The organism is Aestuariivirga litoralis (assembly GCF_003234965.1).
Taxonomy (GTDB): Bacteria; Pseudomonadota; Alphaproteobacteria; order Rhizobiales; family Aestuariivirgaceae; genus Aestuariivirga; species Aestuariivirga litoralis.
The window spans coordinates 28,805-47,232 of sequence record NZ_QKVK01000007.1 but is presented as its reverse complement, the minus strand read 5'-3'; the positions used below and the strand labels follow the sequence as shown (position 1 = coordinate 47,232).

Here is an 18,428-nt window from a genome sequence, read left to right as displayed (position 1 = left end):
TGGGGGCATCGATGAGTTTCAGACGCTTGTTCAAGCAGGCCCGGCGCACCGCGCTGCTGGCCGTGGCGCTGTTCCTATCCCTCACGGCGGCCGCCCTGGCCGACACGCTGCGCATCCTGCCGGAGGCAGGACGCACCGATTTCCTGCAGGCCTTCGCCGAGGCGCGTTCCCGCATCCGCGTCGAGATCTGCGTGCTCGAAGATCCGCAGATCCTTGCCGGGCTGCAGCAGGCGCTGGGGCGCGGAGTTCGGGTGCAGGTGATCGTCGACAACGGGAAATACCAGGCCATTCCCGAGGAGCGCACCAACCTCGCGAAATACATCGTGGCGTCGGGCGGCGAACTGCACCTCAGCAACCCGATCTTCCCGCGCAGCTTTCCCAAGGTCATCCTCATCGACGACCGGAAGGTGCTGGTGGGTTCCGCCTGCCTCGACACGACGACGTTTCTGCAATACCGCGACTATTTCCTGATCAGTACCAGCCGGGGGCTGATCAGGGACCTCTCCAACCTGTTCGAGAATGACTGGGCCTTCTCCGCCCCCGCCAACACGCAGGCGCCGCCCTTCAATCCCACGCCAAAGTTCAACAGCCCCGGGCTGGCGATCGGGCCGGTGAATGCCGCCAACCGGCTCACCACGCTCATCCAGTCCGCACGCAGCAGGCTCGATGTGACGAGCGAGTTGCTGGGCAATGCGGCACTCGAGAGCGAGCTCATCGCGGCGGTGGGCCGCGGCGTCAGCGTGCGGCTCATCTCGCCGCTCTGCGTCAACGGTGCCACGAAGGAAATCCAGACGCTGCAGAACGAGTCCCTGAAGAAGCTGCAGCAGTGGGGCGTGAACGTGCGCGTGACCGGCCCCGTGCAGACCTTCCAGAAGCCCTACATGCATGCCCGCACCATGCTGGCGGACGGCGCGCGCCTCTATATCGGCTCGATCAGCTTCTCGCCCGACTCGACCACCTTCAACCGTGAGGTGGGCCTGTTCCTGACCGAGGCCATGCCGGTGAAGACCTACAGGGCGCGCTTCGACCAGGACTTCGCCGCCCTCAGCACGCCCTACACCACCAACTGCCCGGTCATGCCCTAACGCTGCTCCTCGCCGCCGGCGGCGACGATCACGCCGATGATCATCAGCCCCGTGAGGATGAGCCGGATGCCGGCGCTCGCACCGAAGGTGTTGAGCATGGTGACGAGCAGATACATGAACAGTGCGGCACCCCAGATGCCCGGCACGTTGGCCCGGCCGCCGGCGACCGACGTGCCGCCGATCACCACGGTGGCGATGGAGGCGAGCAGGAATTCCTCGCCCATGTTGAGCGCCGCGCCGCGCGAGAAGCCGGAGAGAAGGATGCCGCAGATGCCGGCAAGGAAGGCGCTCAGCACATAGGTGAGGAAGCGGGTGCGGCCGACGTTGAGCCCCGCCAGCCAGGCCGCGCGGCTGTTCTGCCCCACCGCCAGCACGCTGCGGCCATAGACGGTGCGGCTCAGCACGATGGCCATGCCGACCGAAATGGCGAGCACCGCGAAGGCCATGATGGGAATGCCGAAGAGCCGCGTGGTCGCAAATTCGGCGAGCGGCTCCGGCGGCTTGATGCGGATGCCGCGGCCATAGGAAATGGCGGTCGAGAGGACGAGGAAGCTCGACGACAGCGTGGCGATGATCGGCGGGATGCGCAGCAGGCGGATCAGGCCGTAGTTGAAGATGCCGACGAGGGTGGCCGCCCCCAATGCCGCCACGATGCCGATGGCCATGCGCCCCGTATCCTCGTCCATCACCTTCATGGCGACGACGCCCGCGAGCGTGATGGTGGCGGGGATCGAGAGGTCCACATTGCCGGGACCGGTGGTAATCACCATCATCTGGCCCAGCCCCACGATGATGGTGAAGGTGGCGAAGGACAGGGCCGCCGTGAGAATGGCGCCGGCACCCTGGCCACCCGTATAGGCGATGGTGGTAAGCCACACGGCGATGGCCGCACCGAAGGAGAAGACCCAGGGCTGGCGCAGGAGTTTCGCCATCATCGCTTCTGCTCCCCATAGGTGACGAGTGCCCGGAGCGCCAAAACGATGATCAGGATCGCCCCCTGCGCGCCGATCTGCCAGTCGGGCGAGATCCGGAGGAAGATGAGGAAGGATCCCGCCAGCGCAAGCGTCAGCGCGCCGACGACCGCACCCAGGGGCGACACCCGCCCGCCGATGAATTCACCCCCGCCGAGGATGACGCCGGCGATGGAATAGAGCGTGTAGCGGTCGGCCACATGCGCATCGCCCGAAGTGGTGAGGCCGAGCAGCGCCAGACCCGACAGCACGCCAAAGAAGCCCGCCAGCATGTACATGACGACCTTGGTCTTCAGCATGGACCAGCCGGCGCGGCTCAGCGCCTTGGGGTTGCCGCCCGCACCGCGCGCGATGACGCCCCAGGAGGAATACATCAGCGCCAGCTGCACCACGACGCCGATGACGATGGCGGCGATGATGGGGAAGGGCACCCAGGGCGTCTGCACCGTCATCAGCGCCTTCAGCCAGTCGGGCGCCTTGCCGCCGGGGGATGGCAGGATCATCACTGCGATGCCGAGCCAGACGAATGAGAGGCCCAGCGTCACCACGATCGAGGGCAGGTTGCGGATGTGGATCAGCGCGCCGATGGCGCCATAGGCCGCGATCAGCGCCAGCAAGGCGAGAATGCCCAGCAGCGGATTGTCCAGCAGCAGTGTCGCCCCCACGCAGCTCACCAGGCCCACGAAGGGGCCGATGGAGAGGTCGAGATCATTCACCGTGATGATGAACATCTGCGCGATGGTCGCCAGCGCGATAGGCACAGCATATTGCAGCATCAGGTTGAGCCCGAAATAGCTCATCGTGCGCGGCTGCACATAGAAGGTGGCGGCCAGCACCACCGCGAGGGTGAGGAAGGGCAGGGCCTGGCGCAGGAGGCGACGGTTCATGCCGCGTGCTCCGCGAAGCTCGCCTGCAGCACCTTTTCCTCCGTGAGTTCGTCAGAGCCGAGGGATGCCACGATGGCGCCGTTGCGGAACACATAGGCGCGGTCGCAGTGGGTCAATTCCTCGATCTCGGTCGTGTACCAGATGAAGGTGCGGCCCTTTTCGGCCTCGGCCCGGATCATGGCATAGACTTCCTGCTTGGTGCCGATGTCCACGCCGCGCATCGGGTCATCCATCAGGATGATCGCGGCATCCGACGCGAGTGCCCGGGCGAAGAGCGCCTTCTGCTGGTTGCCGCCGGACAGCGTGAGGATGTTGTTGTCGACGTCCGGCGTGCGGATCGCCATCCGCACCTTCCACTCCTCCGCCAGCCGCTCCTCGGCGGCGAGGTCGATGAAGCCGCCCTTGCGGAGTGCCGAGAGCGAGCGCGTGGTGATGTTGCGGCCTATGGACCAGAGATTGAACACGCCGTCCGACTGCCGGTCACCGGCGATGAAGGCGAGCTTGCCTGTCACCTCCGCCTGGCGGCGCTCATAGATCTGCAGCAGCATGCGCGTCTGGCCATGGCCTGCGAGCCCGGTGAGGCCGATGATCTCGCCCTTGCGGGCTTCGAGCGATGCCGTGCCGCCGCTGCGCGGCTGGGCACGGACCATGACCTCTTCCGAGGCCTTGCGCGCTTCGCCGCGCCTGTGCTCGCGCGCTTCCGAGCCCATGGCGGCGACGAGCGAGTTGCGGGTGAAGTCGGCGGCCTTGCGGTCGGCCACCGTCTTGCCGTCCTTCATCACCACGATGCGGTCGGCGGTGGACAGGATCTCGCCCAGCAAATGCGAGATGAGAATGATCGAGGTGCCGCGCGCCGTCTCGGTCTTCACATAGGCAAGGAGCTGCTGCGCGGTGACGGCATCGAGCGAGGAGGTGGGCTCGTCGAGGATGACGAGGCGCAGCGCGCCGTCCGTCACCGTGAAGGCGCGGGCAATCTCCGCCATCTGGCGCTGGCCGATGGCGAGATCGGCGATCTCGTCATCGGGCGAGATGCCGTGGTTGGGGAATATCTCGTCGAGCTTCTGGCGGATCAGCGCGCGCGCCCGGTTCTTCCAGCCAAGGCCCTTCAGCGAGCGGTGCACGATGCGCACGTTCTCCGCCACCGTGAGGTTGGGGCAGAGGGAAAGTTCCTGGAACACGCAGCGCACGCCTTCCGCCTGTGCCGCTGCGGCGGTCCAGCTGCCGGAATAGGGGGCGCCGCCGATCGACAGGGTGCCGGCCGAAGGTGTCAGGTTGCCGCTCAGCACATGCATGAGGGTGGACTTGCCCGCACCATTGTGGCCGACAAGCCCCAGGCATTCGCCGGCAGCAACCGTCAGGTCGACGCCCGCCAAGGCACGGACGGCGCCGAAGGATTTTTCGACGCCGTCCAGTCTGATTGCGTGAGAGGACAAGCCCTTACTTGCCCGCGATCACCTTCTGGGCATCCTCGAGCGAATACTCGACATTCGCCACGCCACCCTTCTCGGTGGTCTCCAGCGCCTTCTCGAGATTGTCCTGGTCGATGCGCAGGAAGGGCACGGTCAGGTCCTTCGGGACTTCCTTGCCGTCGAGAATCTGCTGCGCCACCCAGAAGGCCAGCGTGGACACGCCCGGCGCGATCGAGACCGACATGGTCTCATAGCCGTTCTTGTCCTTCTGCTCCTTCCACCACTGCAGTTCATCCTGGCGGTTGCCCATGATGATGGTGGGGGTGGGGCGTCCGGCGGCGGCGAAGGCCTGGGCGGCGCCATAGCCGTCACCGCCCTGGGTCACCACGGCCTTGATCTCGGGGAGCGAGGGCAGGATGCCGGCCACGGCCTTCTGCGCCACTTCCTGCGCCCAGTCGCCATGGACGGAGCCGACGATCTTGAACTGCGGGTTCTTGGCCACTTCGCTGTTGATGCCCTTGGAGATGGCGTCATCGACAAAGACGCCCGCGAGGCCGCGGATCTCGAGCAGGTTGCCGCCTTCCGGCATCTTCTTGGCGAGGTATTCGACCTCCGAAGCGCCCATCTTCTCGAAGTCGACGGCGATCCGCCAGGCGCAGGGCTCGGTCACGATGCCGTCGAAGGAGACGACCGTGATGCCCGCGTCGCAGGCCTGCTTCACCACGCCGTTCAGCGCGTCGGGCGAGGCGGCGTTGATGACGATGGCGTTGTAGCCCTGCAGGATCAGGTTCTGGATCTGGGCCGCCTGCTCCGTCACCTGGTTTTCCGAGGTGGTGAAGGGATCGGCGGCGGCGACGACACCGTCGGCGACGGCCTGCTTGGTCACCTTGTCCCAGCTCTTCAGCATGGCCTGGCGCCAGGAATTGCCGGCATAGTTGTTGGACAGCGCGATCTTCTTGTCCTTGGTGTCGGCCATGGCCGACCCGGCCGCCATCAGGGCAGCAAGCGCGATGGTGCAGCAGAGTGTCTTCTTGAGCATGTTTGGGTCCTCCCAGACCGGATTTCGAGCCCTCTGGTCCCGGGGCTCATGCCAGCATGCTAACATATCAGTTGGCGGGGGCAATGCCGGGGCGGCATGCCAGCTGCCCGGACGGTGCGAAAACCGGACCGGTTGCACCTTTTTCGGTCCTCCTTTATAGGACCCTCATGTCCAACGCGCGGAACATCCCGTTCTCCCCAGCAGCTTCGCCGCTGCCGCTCGCGCTTGGCCGCCTCCTTCTTAGCTGCCCCTGAGGGCCGGCCGGGCATCTGCCTTGGCTCTCGGGGGGCTGACGAACCAAACCAGCTAAGCCAGGCATTTCCGAAAGATACCCCGCCATGATGATTTCCCCCCGCGAGAAGTACCGCCCGTTTCCGCAGGTCCAGCTGGCCGACAGGCAGTGGCCGAACAAGACCATCACCGCGCCGCCCGTCTGGTGCTCGGTCGACCTCCGCGACGGCAACCAGTCGTTGATCGAGCCGATGGGCCTCGATCGCAAGATGCGCATGTTCGATGCGCTGCTGAAGATGGGCTTCAAGGAGATCGAGGTGGGCTTCCCCTCCGCCTCCCAGACTGATTTCGACTTCGTGCGCCACCTGATCGAGGGCAACAAGATCCCCGATGGCGTCACCATCCAGGTGCTCACCCAGTCGCGCGAGGAGCTGATCCGCCGCACCTTCGAGAGCCTGAAGGGTGTGAAGAGCGCCATCGTGCATCTCTACAACTCGACCTCGGAATTGCAGCGGCGCGTCGTGTTCAAGCTCGACAAGCCAGGGATCGTCGACATCGCGGTGAAGGGCGCCACCTTGATCCGCAAGCTCGAGAAGGAATTCGGCATGGAGGAGGTGATCCGCCATGAATATTCCCCCGAGAGCTTCACCGGCACCGAACTCGACTTCGCCAAGGAGATCTGCGAGGCGGTGATCGACTGCTACGAACCGACGCCGCAGAAGAAGCTGATCCTCAACCTGCCCGCAACGGTGGAGATGTCGACGCCCAACGTCCACGCCGACCAGATCGAGTGGTTCTGCCGCAACATCAAGAAGCGTGACTCGGTGCTGATCTCGCTCCACCCGCACAATGACCGCGGCTGTGCCGTGGCGGCCACCGAGCTGGGCCTGCTGGCAGGCGCCGACCGTGTCGAGGGCACGCTGTTCGGCAATGGCGAGCGCACCGGCAACGTCGACATCATTACCCTCGCCATGAACATGTACAGCCAGGGCGTGGATCCTGGCCTCGACTGCTCGAACATCAACGAGCTCGTGCGCATGGCGGAATACTGCAACCAGCTGCCCATCCATCCGCGCCATCCTTACGCGGGCGAACTGGTGTTCACCGCCTTCTCGGGCTCGCACCAGGATGCGATCAACAAGGGCTTCAAGGCCATGGCGGCATCGAACGCGCCGCTGTGGGAGGTGCCCTATCTGCCGATCGATCCGATGGACCTCGGCCGCTCCTACGAGGCGGTGATCCGCATCAACTCGCAATCGGGCAAGGGCGGCATCGCCTATATCCTCGAGAAGGAACACGGCATCGAGCTGCCGCGCCGGCTGCAGATCGAGTTCTCCAAGGTCGTCCAGGCCATCGCCGACGGCGAGGGCGTGGAACTCGCCGCCGACCGGCTGTGGAGCTCCTTCGAGCAGGAATATCTCGAGGGGAATGGCCGCTATGGCTTCGTGTCGCATTCGGCCAGTGCCGACCAGACGGAGCAGGACGTCGTCGCCAAGATCACGGTCGATGGCAACCTCAAGACCATCCTCGGTCACGGCAATGGCCCGGTCGACGGCTTCGTCGATGCCATCCGCAAGGAATCGGGGCTCAACTTCGACGTGGCGGATTACCGCGAACACGCCATCGGCATGGGTGCCAATGCGGCGGCCATCGCCTATGTCGAACTGAGGCTCCCCGACGGGTCCAGCCTGTTTGGCGTCGGCATCGACAAGAACATCGTCGTGGCGTCGCTCAAGGCGGTGATCTCGGGCGTCAACAGGGCGCTAAAAAAGCACTAGACGGGGGGCGGCGGGCGATGTAGTAAGCCCGCCATCGGCCCCGGATGTGCGGGGCCGAACGTCCTTCAAGGGCGGGCGATTAGCTCAGGTGGTAGAGCAGCTGACTCTTAATCAGCGGGTCGAAGGTTCGAGTCCTTCATCGCCCACCATTGAAATCTCAATGGAAAAATCGAGGCAGGAAGAGACACCGCGAGAGGGCGCTGGTCTCGCGTGTCGAAACTACGAATTGCGCCCAGCAATGTCGCGTGGCACCTCTCGCCCCAATCCAAAACCATAGCGAGATATCTGACATGAGCCGCCGCCTGGGCCGTCGTGATTTCATGAAATCCGGGGTGGCTGCGATTGGCGCCGCGGCGACCTTCAGCCAGAGTGCGGCGCGCGCCGAAGACAGCTCATCTGCACTTTACTTCAACGGCACCATCCTCACCATGGAGGGCGATGCCCCGCAGTATGCGGAGGCGGTGGCCGTGAAGGACGGCCGGATCGCCTTCGTCGGCAGCAGGGCTGCGGCGCAGGCCGCCGTCCCCGGTGCCGCCGGGGTGGACCTCAAGGGCAGGACGCTGCTGCCTGGCTTCATCGATACCTGGGGCCACTTCACGCTCTTCGCGCAGCAGACGCTCGGCGTGAACCTCGGCTACTTCGCCGCCAGGCCGCCGCGCAGCAAGGCAGAGGCGATCGCACTGCTCAAGGCAGGCACACCCCTCAATGGCTGGATCATGGGCAACAGCTACAATGCGCCCCAGCTCACCGACGGCGGGCTGACGCTGGCCGACCTCGATGCCGCGTTCCCCGACGTGCCGGTGATGATCGCCACGCTCGCCACGCTGACAGGACAGGTGAACAGCGCGGGGCTGGCAAAGCTCGGCATCACGCCGGACACCAAGGCAGCTTCGCCCGGCATCATCGTGAAGGACCCCAAGACCGGAAAGCTGACCGGCGACTTGCTGTTCACGCCCTTCCTCGATGCGCAGGCCGTGGCGATCGGCAAGCTTCCCCAGGCGGAGGTGCTCAAGACCTTCAAGGCGGCCGAGGCGCTGCTCGCCGCGCAGGGCTACACGACTGTGCAGAGCTACCAGGTGCAGGCGTCCGATGTCGCCAACTTCCGCACTGCCTTCGATCAGGGTGTGTTGTCGATCGACGTGATCGGACTGCCTTCAATCACCGACGAGGCCTCCGGCAATGCCATTGCAAGCGGCGATTGGGCATGGGGCAGCTACAGCCATGGCGACCGCGGGTTCAAGGTCCCCGGCTTCATGGTTTCGACTGACGCGGCACCCCAGCTTCGCCTGGCAGCCTTCACCCAGCCCTATGCCGACACGACCGGCTTTCCCGACGGCTGGAAGGGCCTGCTGTTGCCCCAGGAGATGGTGGAGCACTGGATCGGCTATGCCTATGCCAAGAACATCCAGCTGTTCGGCTACAGCAACGGTGACGCGGGCATCGACCTCAGCCTGGCTGCCATCAGGAAGGCGATCGCCGCTTCGGGCAAGGGCAATGACCGCCGCACCATCATCGCCCATTCCTATTACGTCAGGCAGGATCAGCTCGAGACCTATCGCGACCTGGATATCGGAGCCTCGATGATGCTGCCGCACATGATGGTCTATGGCGAAGAGATGGTCAGGGTCCTCGGCCCGGAGCGCGCCAACAGGGAGTCGCCCGTCGCCTCGGCGCTCAAGGCAGGCGTGCGCACGACCCTTCATTGCGACTGCCCCTCCGCCTCGCCCAGCGTGATGGAGGCCATCGGCGGCGCTGTTACCCGCCGGACGTTCTCGGGCCAGGTGCTGGGCCCGGAAGAAGCCGTGGCGCCTTACGATGCGCTCGTCGGCTTCACCCGCGGGGCAGCATATGTCTATCGTGAGGAGGCCGTCCGCGGCACCATCACGGCCGGCAAGTTCGCAGACCTTGTGATCCTCGATCAGAACCCGCTCACCGTCGCACCCGATGCGATCGGGAATATCAAGGTGGTGGAGACCGTCAAGCGCGGAAAAACGGTATTTCGGCGCGCTTGAGGTCAGTTTCCGGCGACAACGTTCGGGTCCGCCTTTCGGCGAAGCGGCCGGTAATCCAAGACTGGTGGAACCGGAGCGAGATCACCAGCTGGCCAGCATTTGCGCCTGCCTTGAGAGGCTTACTAATCCCGTTGAGGGTAAATGCCTTCTTCCGGACTCGCTTTGAAACAATGCCGCGTGATTTCAATGGCCGGATACTGACTCTTCATCAGCGGGTCCAAAAGGTTCGAGTCCTCATCGCCCGCCGTTGATCTCAAACCGGGCCGGAGAGCTGCCGCGCGTTGTGCGCCACCTAGCTCGTCAGGTCCTCGGCAAGGGTTTGGCCGCACTTGCTGCCGCCGACAGAATCTCTTCGCGCATCGGGCCTTCGCCCACGGCCCGAGCCAGCACCACGCTGCCGACGAGGGTGGCCATCTGGCGGATCAGTGCCGCTCGATCAGGCTTGGTGCACTCATCGGCGCCGAGAAAGGCGAGGGTGGCCTCGACCCCGCGCGTGAACTCCGGCCCCAGCAGGCTGCTTTCGCGCCCGCAATCAGCGCCCATCGCGGCAACCGGGCAACCCTTTCCAGGGTTGGCAACATGTCCTTGCGACAGATATTGCCGGAGATAGGCTGCGCGGGCCGGGGCGAGGCCGGATTTCTCTGCGTTTAACTGCAGGGGGGCGAGCACGCCGTCGAAGGCGGCAGCGAGGGCTGCGGCCGTGAGGTCGTCCTTCGACTTGAAGTGCTTGTAGAAGCCGCCCGTGGTCATGCCGGCAGCCGTCATCACGTCCGCGACGCTGGTGGCGGCGATGCCTCTTTCCCGCATCAACCGTGCTGCTTCCTGAATGATCCGCTTACGGCTGGCCTGTGCCTCTTCCCGCGACACGCGCATCAATGTCTCCCTTGACTTTAGAGCATGACTAGCATCTATTCGATTAGATAGCGATCATAATCTAAAGGAAGCGGGCGATGGATATGGCAGTGATCGAGCAGAAGCTGACGGCGCAGTCGCTGAACGACCTCGCGCGCAGCCTTGGTGCCGATGACAGTGGCGTTGTCTCGATCGATGACCCTCTGCTGGAGGAGGATCGGCCATTCATCCTGCGGGCTTTCCCGGCGGCCCGCACGCTGATCGTGCTGCTCGGGCGCATGCACCGGGAGCCTGTGCGCTCGCCGGCGCGATCCGTGGCCAATCTTGAATTCCACAGCGCCGGCCATGCCATCGATGAAACGGCACGCGCGGTGGTGCGCCACCTGGAGGACAGGGGCATCCGCGCGCTCAATCCTGCCATGGCCTTTCCGATGGAGCTCGACAGCTTTCCCGAGCGCGGCTGGATCGTCTCCTACAAGCGCGCAGCGGAGGCGGCGGGCCTCGGGCGGATGGGGATCCACCGCAACCTGATCCATCCCACGTTCGGTAACTTCGTACTCCTGGGCGGCGTGCTGGTGGCGGAGGACGTCGCGGAGCATGCAACGCCGATCGACTTCAATCCCTGCATGGAGTGCAAGCTGTGCGTTGCGGCTTGTCCGGTCGGCGCCATCAAGTCGGACGGATACTTCGACTTCTCCGCCTGCATGAACCACAACTATCAGCAGTTCATGGGCGGCTTCGCCAATTTCGTGGAGGACATCGCCGACAGCGGCAGCGCCGCCGCCTTTCGACAGAAGAACAGCTATTCCGAAACCGTGAGCCGCTGGCAGAGCCTCTCATACGGCCCCAACTATAACGCCGCCTACTGCATGGCGGTCTGCCCCGCGGGAACCGACGTGATCGGCCCCTATCAGGCGAGCAAGGCTCAGTACCTCAAGAGCATTGTCGATCCGCTGCAGAAGAAGGAGGAGCCGGTCTATGTCGTGAAGGGCAGCGATGCGGCCGACTACGTCGCGAAGCGCTTTCCGCACAAGCGGCAGAGATTTGTCCGTTCGAGCCTGAAGGTGACTTCGGTCAACGGCTTCCTCGGTGGCATGCGCCACGTGTTCCAGCCGGGCAAGGCCAAAGGGCTGAACGCTGTGTACCACTTCATCTTCACCGGTTCCGAAACGCGGTCGGCCACGGTCAGCATCTCGAACGGACGGCTCACCGTTGATGACGGCCTGTCGGGGCTGCCGGATATCACCATACGCGCCGATGCTCGTGGCTGGGTCCGGTTCCTGGCGAAGGAGATCTCGCTGGTTCGCTTCATCGCGACCGGTGGACTGCGAATAAGAGGCAAGCCCAGCCTTCTCGCCGCATTCGGCAAATGCTTCCCATCCTGATGCAGGCGTTTCGCAGATGGGTCGTAGTCAATTGGCCCAAAGCGATCCCAATTGATGTCTCTTCGAGAAGCGATCCGCCAACATCAACAGATATCGGCTAACCCTTCATCAGCGGATCGAAGGATCGAGTCCTGCATCGACCACCATTGGAGTCTCAATGCTAGCTCCGAATGGGACGCGCAAAGCCATACTTTCGTATGTCCTTCATGGACCGCCGATCTGCAGCCCAGCGCCATGTGGGGATGTCAAATTCAATGAACGAGAAGCGGTGGATCCCTCTGCTCTCGCCGAGGTAGGTGAGCTTGGCTAGTTTTTCTTCGACCGGGGGTCATGGGCACGGCAGGCGATTGGTGGCTGCTCCCCGTTGCTGAATGAAATTCCGCTGCAGGCCGAGCAGATCCATCTGGTCATGCCACCATCACCCTCGACAGCATCTTTCTGCCAGTGACATTTGAGTCCTGTGTCGCGCCTATTGAGAACCCAGACGCCGAGCAGCGCAGCACAGGCAATGCCGACGCAAACGATAAACGCCGTTAGGGCCACCTTCGGCTGATCCATATACCCAAGCAAACCACGGAGGACCCCATTGGCGTCGAATACTTGCATGAAGGATTCGCCTTTCATTCAGACCTCCTCATGGTCTCATCGGCAGGTCGCGATCAGCACTATGCCAAAGCTTCCTACGATGACGGGTGTCATGTTCCACAGCGTTCCGGGAAGGATGAAGCCGAAAAATTCCCTCCACACGTCGAAGCCAAGGAAGGTCGCCAGACCCCAATCCGTCCACGCTGAAACAAAGAGAAGCCAGCCAAGCAGATAGAAAATTCGCACGTTGGGATCTCCAACCACCACCTCAGCTACGAGTACGCGGGGCGCGGTAATAATGTTCGACCAAAGCGTGCATGGTCAAGAGTGGCGACGGAGCGTGGCCACTCATGGATGACACCAATGGTCTAGGTGCCGCCGCAGCGATAGGCGTGGGCGAAGCCCGGCGTTCGGCACGTCCTGACCCTGCGGTTAGGGTCCGGGATAGTGCTCGACTCGCATTGGAATTGAAAATAGCGTCCCGGCATCGCCGGAGGAGGGGAGCGCGTCATGACGTTGCATCCGTTTGACACCGAGGAAACGCTGGATCCGCCGGACTGGCCGCAGATGGCAGCCCTCGCGCACCGGATGGTCGACGATGCCGTTGCGCATATCTCGGGCCTTCGGGAACGCGGCGTCTGGCAACCCATGCCGGAGGAGGTTCGCGCCTTCTTCCGGACTCCCGTGCCGGAGCAGCCGGGCGATCTCGCGCAGGCCTATGCCGAACTCCGCCAGCACCTGCTGCCCTATTCCATGGGCAACATTCACCCGCGATTCTGGGCCTGGTACATGGGCGCGGGCAGTTTCACCGGGGCGCTGGGTGACTTCCTGGCCGCCGTCGACGGCTCGAATCTCGGCGGCGGCAATACCGCCGCCTGCGAGCTCGACCGGCAGGTGGTGACCTGGATCAAGTCGATGATGGGTTTCCCCGCCACGGCCTCGGGAACGCTCACCAGCGGCGGATCCATGGCGAATCTCGTCTGCCTGACGGTGGCCCGCAATGCCGGGGCAGGGGTGGATGTGCGTGCCGAGGGCATCACCGCCCTGCCGAAGCCGCTGCGTTTCTATGCCTCCGACCAGGCGCACAGCTGCATCCAGAAGGGCATGGAGATCCTGGGGCTGGGCGCGCGGTCGCTGCGGCTCATCCCGTCACGCGGCGACTTCACCATGGATGTCGCGGCACTGGAGGCGGCCATCGCCGAGGACCGCGCCAGCGGCTGGAAGCCCGTCTGTGTCGTCGCCACCGCGGGCACCACCAACACCGGCGCCATCGACGACGTTCCGGCCATCGCCGGAATTTGCCGCGCCCAGGATCTCTGGCTTCATGTCGACGGCTGCATCGGCGCGCTGCTGAAGATCGCACCCGCCAACCATGCGAGGGTGGACGGCATCGAGCAGGCGGATTCCCTGTCACTCGATCCGCACAAGTGGATGCATGTGCCCTTCGAGGTCGGCTGCGCGCTGGTGAAGGATGCAGGGCTGCACCGCGACTGCCTGGCGCTGCATCACGCCTATCTCGAGGAGAAGCCGCGCGGCATCGGGGCCGGCGAATTCCTGGCCGACTACAGCTTCGAACTGTCACGCAGCCTCAAGGCCCTCAAGGTGTGGATGGCGCTGAAGGAGAATGGCGTGGCCAAGTTCGGCCGCCTGATCGACCAGAACATCGCCCAGGCACAATACCTGACGGCGCTGGTTGAAGCCGAGCCGCGGCTCGCGCTGATGGCGCCCACCACGATCAATGTCGTGTGCTTCCGCCACGTGGTGCCCGGTGCCGACGAAGCGCGCCTCGCGGCGCTCAACACCGAGATCATGCTGCGGTTGCAGGAGCAGGGCATCGCCGCGCCATCGGACACCACGATCCACGGCCGGCACTGCATCCGTGTCGCCATCACCAACCACCGCACCAGGCGGGAAGACCTCGACCTGTTCATCCGCGAAGTGTTGCGCCTCGGGCAGGAGATCGAGAGCGGTGCTGCGTGAGCTGCGCCTGGCAAAAAGGCCAGCCCCTCGCGGGACTGGCCAGCCGACTTGAGAGCCGACTTGGGAGCCGGCTTTGGTGTCAGTTGCCGGCGCAGCCATCCGGCGCGGGCTTGCCGTCAATGCGGTCCTTGATCCAGGGCAGGTAGTAGGGCACCGACTCCGGCGGCGTGGTGAAGTGGTTCTGGTCGCCCGGCAGCTGGATGCGCGTGACGTTGCCGCCCAGCGGACAGACCTTGCTGCGGTAGTATTCGCCCATCACCGGCGGCAGCGTGGTGTCCTTGTTGCCATAGAGGATGAGCACCGGCGCGATCGGCTTCACCGTGTTGTCGACCGAACCGGCCACGATGGCCTGGGCCCAGGCCAGCGTGTTCTGCGGCTGCGGCCGCAGCAGCGACTTGTAGTTCTGGCCATAGTTGAAGTTGATCGTGTCGGTGGCGACGTGCACGCACTTGTTGGCGTAGATCTGGTCGAGGACCTGTGCGCCTTCATCGGTGAAGATGTCGCTGAGCTGCAGCTTGTCCGGGAAGGCGGCCTGCGTGCCCCACAGGTTCATCGACATGTGCGCGAAGGCGAAGCTGTCGACCGACCATGCCGTGGCGAAGTCGTTGACCATTTTCGTGGCGCCGGCCTCGTCAAGCTTGTCGGGCGCATACATGGCGAGGTCGGGCACCGACATTGCAACGAAGCCGACGACATCGATGCCGTCATAGGCCGTGCCGGTCTTTGCGATGTAGTCGGCCTGCGAGGCGCCCAGCGTCGAGCCCGCACCCTGTGACCAGCCGATCATCAGCGTCTTCTTGCCGGCACCGGTTTCCGCCATGGAGCCCGCGGCGCGCGCGGCGTTGATCGCGTCCCGGCCATTGGTCTTGGCCACGGCATACTGGTGGCGTCCGCCGCCGCCGAGGCCCTGATAGTCAGTGCCGACGACCACGTAGCCGTCCTTGATGAATTCCGCGAGGCTCGGCAGGCCGTAGTCGGTCCAGGAATTGCCGTTGACGAGGAAATACTGGTTGAGCGGACGTGCCGGGTTCTCGACCTGCGAGGGACCGCAGTTCTGCGCGTTGCCCGTGGTGCCGTGCGACCAGGAGATGATCGGGCGGCCGCCGGCCGGCGCTTCGCCCAGCGGTGCAACCACGAGGCCGGTGGCGATGGTCGGCTTGTCGTTGAGGTCGGACGAGACGTAGGCGATGCGCCAGGCCTGCGCGCCGGCAATGGGCGTGTCGACCTTCTCCTGCTTGATGATCTGGCCGAGCTTGCCCTCGGGCTTCATGTTCAGGACGTCCTGGTAGAAGGGCGGAACGGCGACGGTGGAGGTTGCCTCGCCGGCCATGGCGGCAGCGGGGGCAAGCGAGACGGCGGCCAGCAGGGCGGCCATTGCGATTCGGGACGGGAGGGACATGACGGTCCTTTTCATGACGGAATTGGCTCTGCCCCGGCGCTAGCTGCCGCTCCGGAGTGCCGCCGCTTCCTGCTGGTGGGGAAGGGCAGTTTCCGGCGTTTCGGCGGGGGCCGGCGCGCCATTGGGCGAGGTTTCAATAAGTTTGAAACGGAGCAGTTGCAATCAGTAGAAGTCGCGATTTCTCCGGGGTTGTGGGCTGGAGATCGCGCGGTGAAATCCGTGGTTGCACTGAGGTGTGCAAGATGAAATCGCGGAAGGATGCTAGGCTCAGATCACGCGAAGTGAAGGCAGCAGGGCCGGACCTTTCAACCGGCCAGCCTTCGACACTGAGGAGAGACACCATGCCCCTGGCCATGCTGATCATCACGGGTTTCGGATCGGTCGTGATGGTGGTGTCCGCTCATATCAGCACGCTCCAGGACTGAGCAGGGAGCGCATCAGGGAGTGGGCGCCCGCCAGCGCCACGTGGACTCGACTCGATGACGGGCACCACAAGGCCCTCAGCGCCCGGAGAAGTTTGCCGTCACCGCGCGGGCTTCCGACATCGTCACCACGCAGCTTCTCTTGCCGCGGCAGGCGCCGGACCAGGACCTGAACTTGGCGCCGCTGGCCGCGATGGCAGTGAGTGTCACCACGGTTCCCGGCGTGAAGTTCTGCGTGCAGGACTGGCCGCACTCCGGGCCCGCCGTGCCGGCCGGAGAAAAGACGACCCGTCCGGTGCCCGTGCCCGTCTTGGTGAAGGACAGCGGATAGGCTGGCGTGAAGTTCGCGGTCACCGACTTGGCGCCCGTCATCACCAACGCGCAGCTGCCGCTTCCCGCGCAGGCCTCGCCAGACCAGCCGCTGAACATGAAGCCGTTCCCCGCCGTTGCGGCGAGCGAGGCCGTGGTGCCGGGCGCGGCATTGATGCTGCAGTCCCCCGTGCATGTCTTGCCGCCGGTGGTGGTGGTGATGCCGACCGAGCCGCCGCCGGCAATGTGCAGGTCGATCGGGTGCGACACGCCGGTGAACACCGCGTTTACAAGCAGGTTCGGCGTGACGGTGATCTGGCAGGGAGAGGGGCCGGTGCAGGCACCCGCCCAGCCGGTGAATTCCGATTCCGGCGCTGCCGCCGAATTGATCGTCAGGTCCAGTCCCAGCGGGACGGCGACGGTGCAGCCGCTGCTGCAGTCGGCGGGGCCCGAGGCCCGGTCGCCATAGACGCCCGTCGCGGTATTGATCGAGATCGTGCCGAGGCCGGAGCCCGAGCGGGTGATGGTGAGGGTGGTGAAGCGGCTGATCGCACCCGCAAGGTCAAGCCGGGGCTTGGTCATGAAGGGGCTGCGATAGTCGGTCACCGGCTTGCCGCCATCCTGCAGCGCCTTGAGGATCTGGTCGCCGTCGGACTGGGGGGCCATCTGCCGCAGCACGGCCCAGGCGCCGGTGACGTGCGGGGCCGCGAAGGACGTGCCGTGCGACTCGCGATAGCCCTTGCCGGGCACTGAAGAGGTGATGGCGGAGCCCGGCGCCAGCAGCGACAGGATCGGGGCAGCATTGGAATAGCAGGCGACCTTGTCCACCGCGCTGGCACTGTCGTCACAGTTCCAGCCGTCGGCGTCCCACACCGCGCCGACGCTCACCGCCCCGGTGATGCAGGCGGGGGAGGCGATGCCGGAGGTGGATGCGTCGTTGCCACTGGATACGACGGTTGCAATGCCCGCACTCCGCAGGGTGGCGATTGCCGCAACATAGGCCGGGTCATAGCCATCACAATGATCATGGAAGAGGGAGTCCCCGCCCAGGCTCAGGTTCACCGCCGCGATGCGGAAGCTGTTGCGGAGTTCGAACACGCGGTTCAGGCCGGCGAGAATGTCGCTGTCCCAGGCGGTGATGCCCCTGCCATAGCGGCTGAACACCTGGATGGCGATGATGTTGGCGTCCTTCGCCACACCGGAGAAGTTCGGCCCCTTGCCGGCGGCGACGCCTGCCACGTGCGTGCCGTGCCAGCACTCGGCCCTCACGGCGCAGGGCACGGCGGAACCGGCCGCGGTGGACACCGAGGCGCGGCGCGGGCAGGCGCCCTTGGTGTAGCAGGCCTCGGAGACGACCTTGCCGGCGAGGAAAGGATGCTTGCCGTCGACCCCGGTATCGATGATGGCGACGGTCTGGCCGGCGCCGCTAAATCCCGCCTGCCAGGCCTGCGGGGCGTTGACCAGCGCCGTCGACTGGGCAAGCCTTGGCCTGCGGGGCTTGTCCTCCACCAGGCTCAGAACCAGCGGGTCGCTGGCCAGACGGTCGAGTTCTGCCTGGCTGACTTCCATCGCCATGAAGGGCAGGGCGGAGTAGCCCTGCACCGCATCGGGATCGCGCCCGACAGTGGACGCGAAGCGCTTGCGCAGGACGGACCCGGCACTCGCAATGTCGCGCCGCTGGGCGGCCTTGGCGGCCCCTCCCAGAAGCCCCTCCGCCGCGAAGGGCACCCGCAGCCCGACGATGACACGAACCTTGCCCTGCGACACGGCCTTCTGGCGCAGTTGCCGCAGGCCAGCGGCCGCTGAAGGCGTGGCACTGAGTGTGGCCTTCATTCCCCCGGGAGCGAGCAGGACACGTTCTGCGGCGGTGGCGGATGGTGCAAGCCATGCGGCAGCGAGCATGAAGGTGGAAAGCGCGAGAGTAAGGATGCGACGCATGATGCCCCCGGGAGTTGAGTGACCCGCAGATTAGGGCATGCATCCATTATAGAAAAGATAAATGGCTATAAAAACCATTAAAAGTTGTACATGGCGGACTGGCCAAACAAAAAGGGCCGCCCGGAGAGGCGGCCCACCCTTGATTA

14 protein-coding genes and 1 tRNA gene are annotated in these 18,428 nt (G+C 64.8%); 6 read left to right on the top strand and 9 right to left on the bottom strand.

Going from position 1 to position 18,428, the window contains the following annotated elements:
• The first annotated feature begins 11 nt into the window (after positions 1 to 11).
• Entirely contained in the window at positions 12 to 1,085 is a 1,074-nt protein-coding gene (locus DK847_RS14880; RefSeq protein ID WP_111199322.1) for a phospholipase D-like domain-containing protein, read from the top strand.
• On the opposite strand, the gene DK847_RS14875 is transcribed toward DK847_RS14880, so the two are convergent.
• The 4 genes from DK847_RS14875 to DK847_RS14860 are packed head-to-tail and all read right to left on the bottom strand — an operon-like array spanning position 1,082 to position 5,391.
• Positions 1,082 to 2,020 carry an ABC transporter permease gene (locus DK847_RS14875; RefSeq protein ID WP_111199321.1) on the bottom strand — a complete coding sequence of 313 codons (939 nt, stop codon included), beginning with the start codon at positions 2,018 to 2,020 and terminating at the stop codon, positions 1,082 to 1,084. The two genes, DK847_RS14880 and DK847_RS14875, sit on opposite strands and share 4 nt — an antisense overlap.
• Complete coding sequence (locus DK847_RS14870) at positions 2,017 to 2,943, bottom strand: ABC transporter permease (RefSeq protein ID WP_111199320.1); 927 nt, start codon at positions 2,941 to 2,943, stop codon at positions 2,017 to 2,019. The genes DK847_RS14875 and DK847_RS14870 overlap by 4 nt, the downstream gene beginning before the upstream one ends.
• On the bottom strand, positions 2,940 to 4,376 hold the full coding sequence (locus DK847_RS14865; RefSeq protein WP_111199319.1) for a sugar ABC transporter ATP-binding protein: 1,437 nt from the start codon (positions 4,374 to 4,376) through the stop codon (positions 2,940 to 2,942). The genes DK847_RS14870 and DK847_RS14865 overlap by 4 nt, the downstream gene beginning before the upstream one ends.
• Positions 4,377 to 4,380: 4 nt before the next feature.
• On the bottom strand, positions 4,381 to 5,391 hold the full coding sequence (locus DK847_RS14860; RefSeq protein ID WP_111199318.1) for an ABC transporter substrate-binding protein: 1,011 nt from the start codon (positions 5,389 to 5,391) through the stop codon (positions 4,381 to 4,383).
• 338 nt (positions 5,392 to 5,729) lie between these two features.
• On the opposite strand from DK847_RS14860, the gene leuA reads away from it, so the two are divergent.
• The 3 genes from leuA to DK847_RS14845 all read left to right on the top strand — a co-directional run bounded on the left by leuA (position 5,730) and on the right by DK847_RS14845 (position 9,412).
• Positions 5,730 to 7,400, top strand: coding sequence for a 2-isopropylmalate synthase (gene leuA, locus DK847_RS14855; RefSeq protein ID WP_111199317.1), 1,671 nt, complete (start codon positions 5,730 to 5,732; stop codon positions 7,398 to 7,400).
• A gap of 73 nt (positions 7,401 to 7,473) precedes the next feature.
• Positions 7,474 to 7,549: transfer RNA gene (locus tag DK847_RS14850), tRNA-Lys, on the top strand.
• A gap of 141 nt (positions 7,550 to 7,690) precedes the next feature.
• Complete coding sequence (locus DK847_RS14845) at positions 7,691 to 9,412, top strand: amidohydrolase (protein WP_111199316.1); 1,722 nt, start codon at positions 7,691 to 7,693, stop codon at positions 9,410 to 9,412.
• Between the two features lie 300 nt (positions 9,413 to 9,712).
• Here DK847_RS14845 and DK847_RS14840 read toward each other — a convergent pair whose 3' ends face one another.
• Entirely contained in the window at positions 9,713 to 10,285 is a 573-nt protein-coding gene (locus DK847_RS14840; RefSeq protein WP_111199315.1) for a TetR/AcrR family transcriptional regulator, read from the bottom strand.
• Between the two features lie 77 nt (positions 10,286 to 10,362).
• Here DK847_RS14840 and DK847_RS14835 point away from each other — a divergent pair, with 77 nt between their 5' ends.
• The gene (locus tag DK847_RS14835) at positions 10,363 to 11,649 is read left to right on the top strand and encodes an SCP2 sterol-binding domain-containing protein (protein WP_111199314.1); all 1,287 of its coding nucleotides are present in this window, start codon (positions 10,363 to 10,365) and stop codon (positions 11,647 to 11,649) included.
• A 306-nt stretch (positions 11,650 to 11,955) separates the two neighbouring features.
• Here the strand turns inward: DK847_RS14835 and DK847_RS20425 are convergent, their stop codons facing one another.
• Entirely contained in the window at positions 11,956 to 12,273 is a 318-nt protein-coding gene (locus DK847_RS20425) for a hypothetical protein (protein WP_146256148.1), read from the bottom strand.
• A gap of 18 nt (positions 12,274 to 12,291) precedes the next feature.
• Positions 12,292 to 12,480 (bottom strand): hypothetical protein, encoded by a 189-nt coding sequence (locus tag DK847_RS14830; RefSeq protein WP_146256147.1) that lies wholly within the window; start codon positions 12,478 to 12,480, stop codon positions 12,292 to 12,294.
• A 264-nt stretch (positions 12,481 to 12,744) separates the two neighbouring features.
• Here DK847_RS14830 and DK847_RS14825 point away from each other — a divergent pair, with 264 nt between their 5' ends.
• Positions 12,745 to 14,214, top strand: coding sequence for a pyridoxal phosphate-dependent decarboxylase family protein (locus tag DK847_RS14825; RefSeq protein ID WP_111199312.1), 1,470 nt, complete (start codon positions 12,745 to 12,747; stop codon positions 14,212 to 14,214).
• A gap of 79 nt (positions 14,215 to 14,293) precedes the next feature.
• Here the strand turns inward: DK847_RS14825 and DK847_RS14820 are convergent, their stop codons facing one another.
• Complete coding sequence (locus tag DK847_RS14820) at positions 14,294 to 15,613, bottom strand: lipase family protein (protein WP_245414627.1); 1,320 nt, start codon at positions 15,611 to 15,613, stop codon at positions 14,294 to 14,296.
• A 500-nt stretch (positions 15,614 to 16,113) separates the two neighbouring features.
• A complete protein-coding gene (locus DK847_RS14815; RefSeq protein ID WP_161957298.1) occupies positions 16,114 to 18,177 on the bottom strand; it encodes a S8 family serine peptidase in 2,064 nt (687 codons plus the stop codon).
• Between the last annotated feature and the right edge of the window lie 251 nt (positions 18,178 to 18,428).

What these genes read in the sequence shown, in the direction of transcription:
- DK847_RS14870 (WP_111199320.1), bottom strand. Translation starts at nt 2,943, where the DNA reads ATGAACCGTCGCCTCCTGCGCCAGGCCCTGCCCTTCCTCACCCTCGCG.
- DK847_RS14845 (WP_111199316.1), top strand. Translation starts at nt 7,691, where the DNA reads ATGAGCCGCCGCCTGGGCCGTCGTGATTTCATGAAATCCGGGGTGGCT.
- DK847_RS14835 (WP_111199314.1), top strand. Translation starts at nt 10,363, where the DNA reads ATGGATATGGCAGTGATCGAGCAGAAGCTGACGGCGCAGTCGCTGAAC.
- DK847_RS14815 (WP_161957298.1), bottom strand. Translation starts at nt 18,177, where the DNA reads ATGAAGGCCACACTCAGTGCCACGCCTTCAGCGGCCGCTGGCCTGCGG.
- DK847_RS20425 (WP_146256148.1), bottom strand. Translation starts at nt 12,273, where the DNA reads ATGAAAGGCGAATCCTTCATGCAAGTATTCGACGCCAATGGGGTCCTC.
- DK847_RS14825 (WP_111199312.1), top strand. Translation starts at nt 12,745, where the DNA reads ATGACGTTGCATCCGTTTGACACCGAGGAAACGCTGGATCCGCCGGAC.
- DK847_RS14875 (WP_111199321.1), bottom strand. Translation starts at nt 2,020, where the DNA reads ATGATGGCGAAACTCCTGCGCCAGCCCTGGGTCTTCTCCTTCGGTGCG.
- DK847_RS14840 (WP_111199315.1), bottom strand. Translation starts at nt 10,285, where the DNA reads ATGCGCGTGTCGCGGGAAGAGGCACAGGCCAGCCGTAAGCGGATCATT.
- DK847_RS14860 (WP_111199318.1), bottom strand. Translation starts at nt 5,391, where the DNA reads ATGCTCAAGAAGACACTCTGCTGCACCATCGCGCTTGCTGCCCTGATG.
- DK847_RS14880 (WP_111199322.1), top strand. Translation starts at nt 12, where the DNA reads ATGAGTTTCAGACGCTTGTTCAAGCAGGCCCGGCGCACCGCGCTGCTG.
- leuA (WP_111199317.1), top strand. Translation starts at nt 5,730, where the DNA reads ATGATGATTTCCCCCCGCGAGAAGTACCGCCCGTTTCCGCAGGTCCAG.
- DK847_RS14820 (WP_245414627.1), bottom strand. Translation starts at nt 15,613, where the DNA reads ATGTCCCTCCCGTCCCGAATCGCAATGGCCGCCCTGCTGGCCGCCGTC.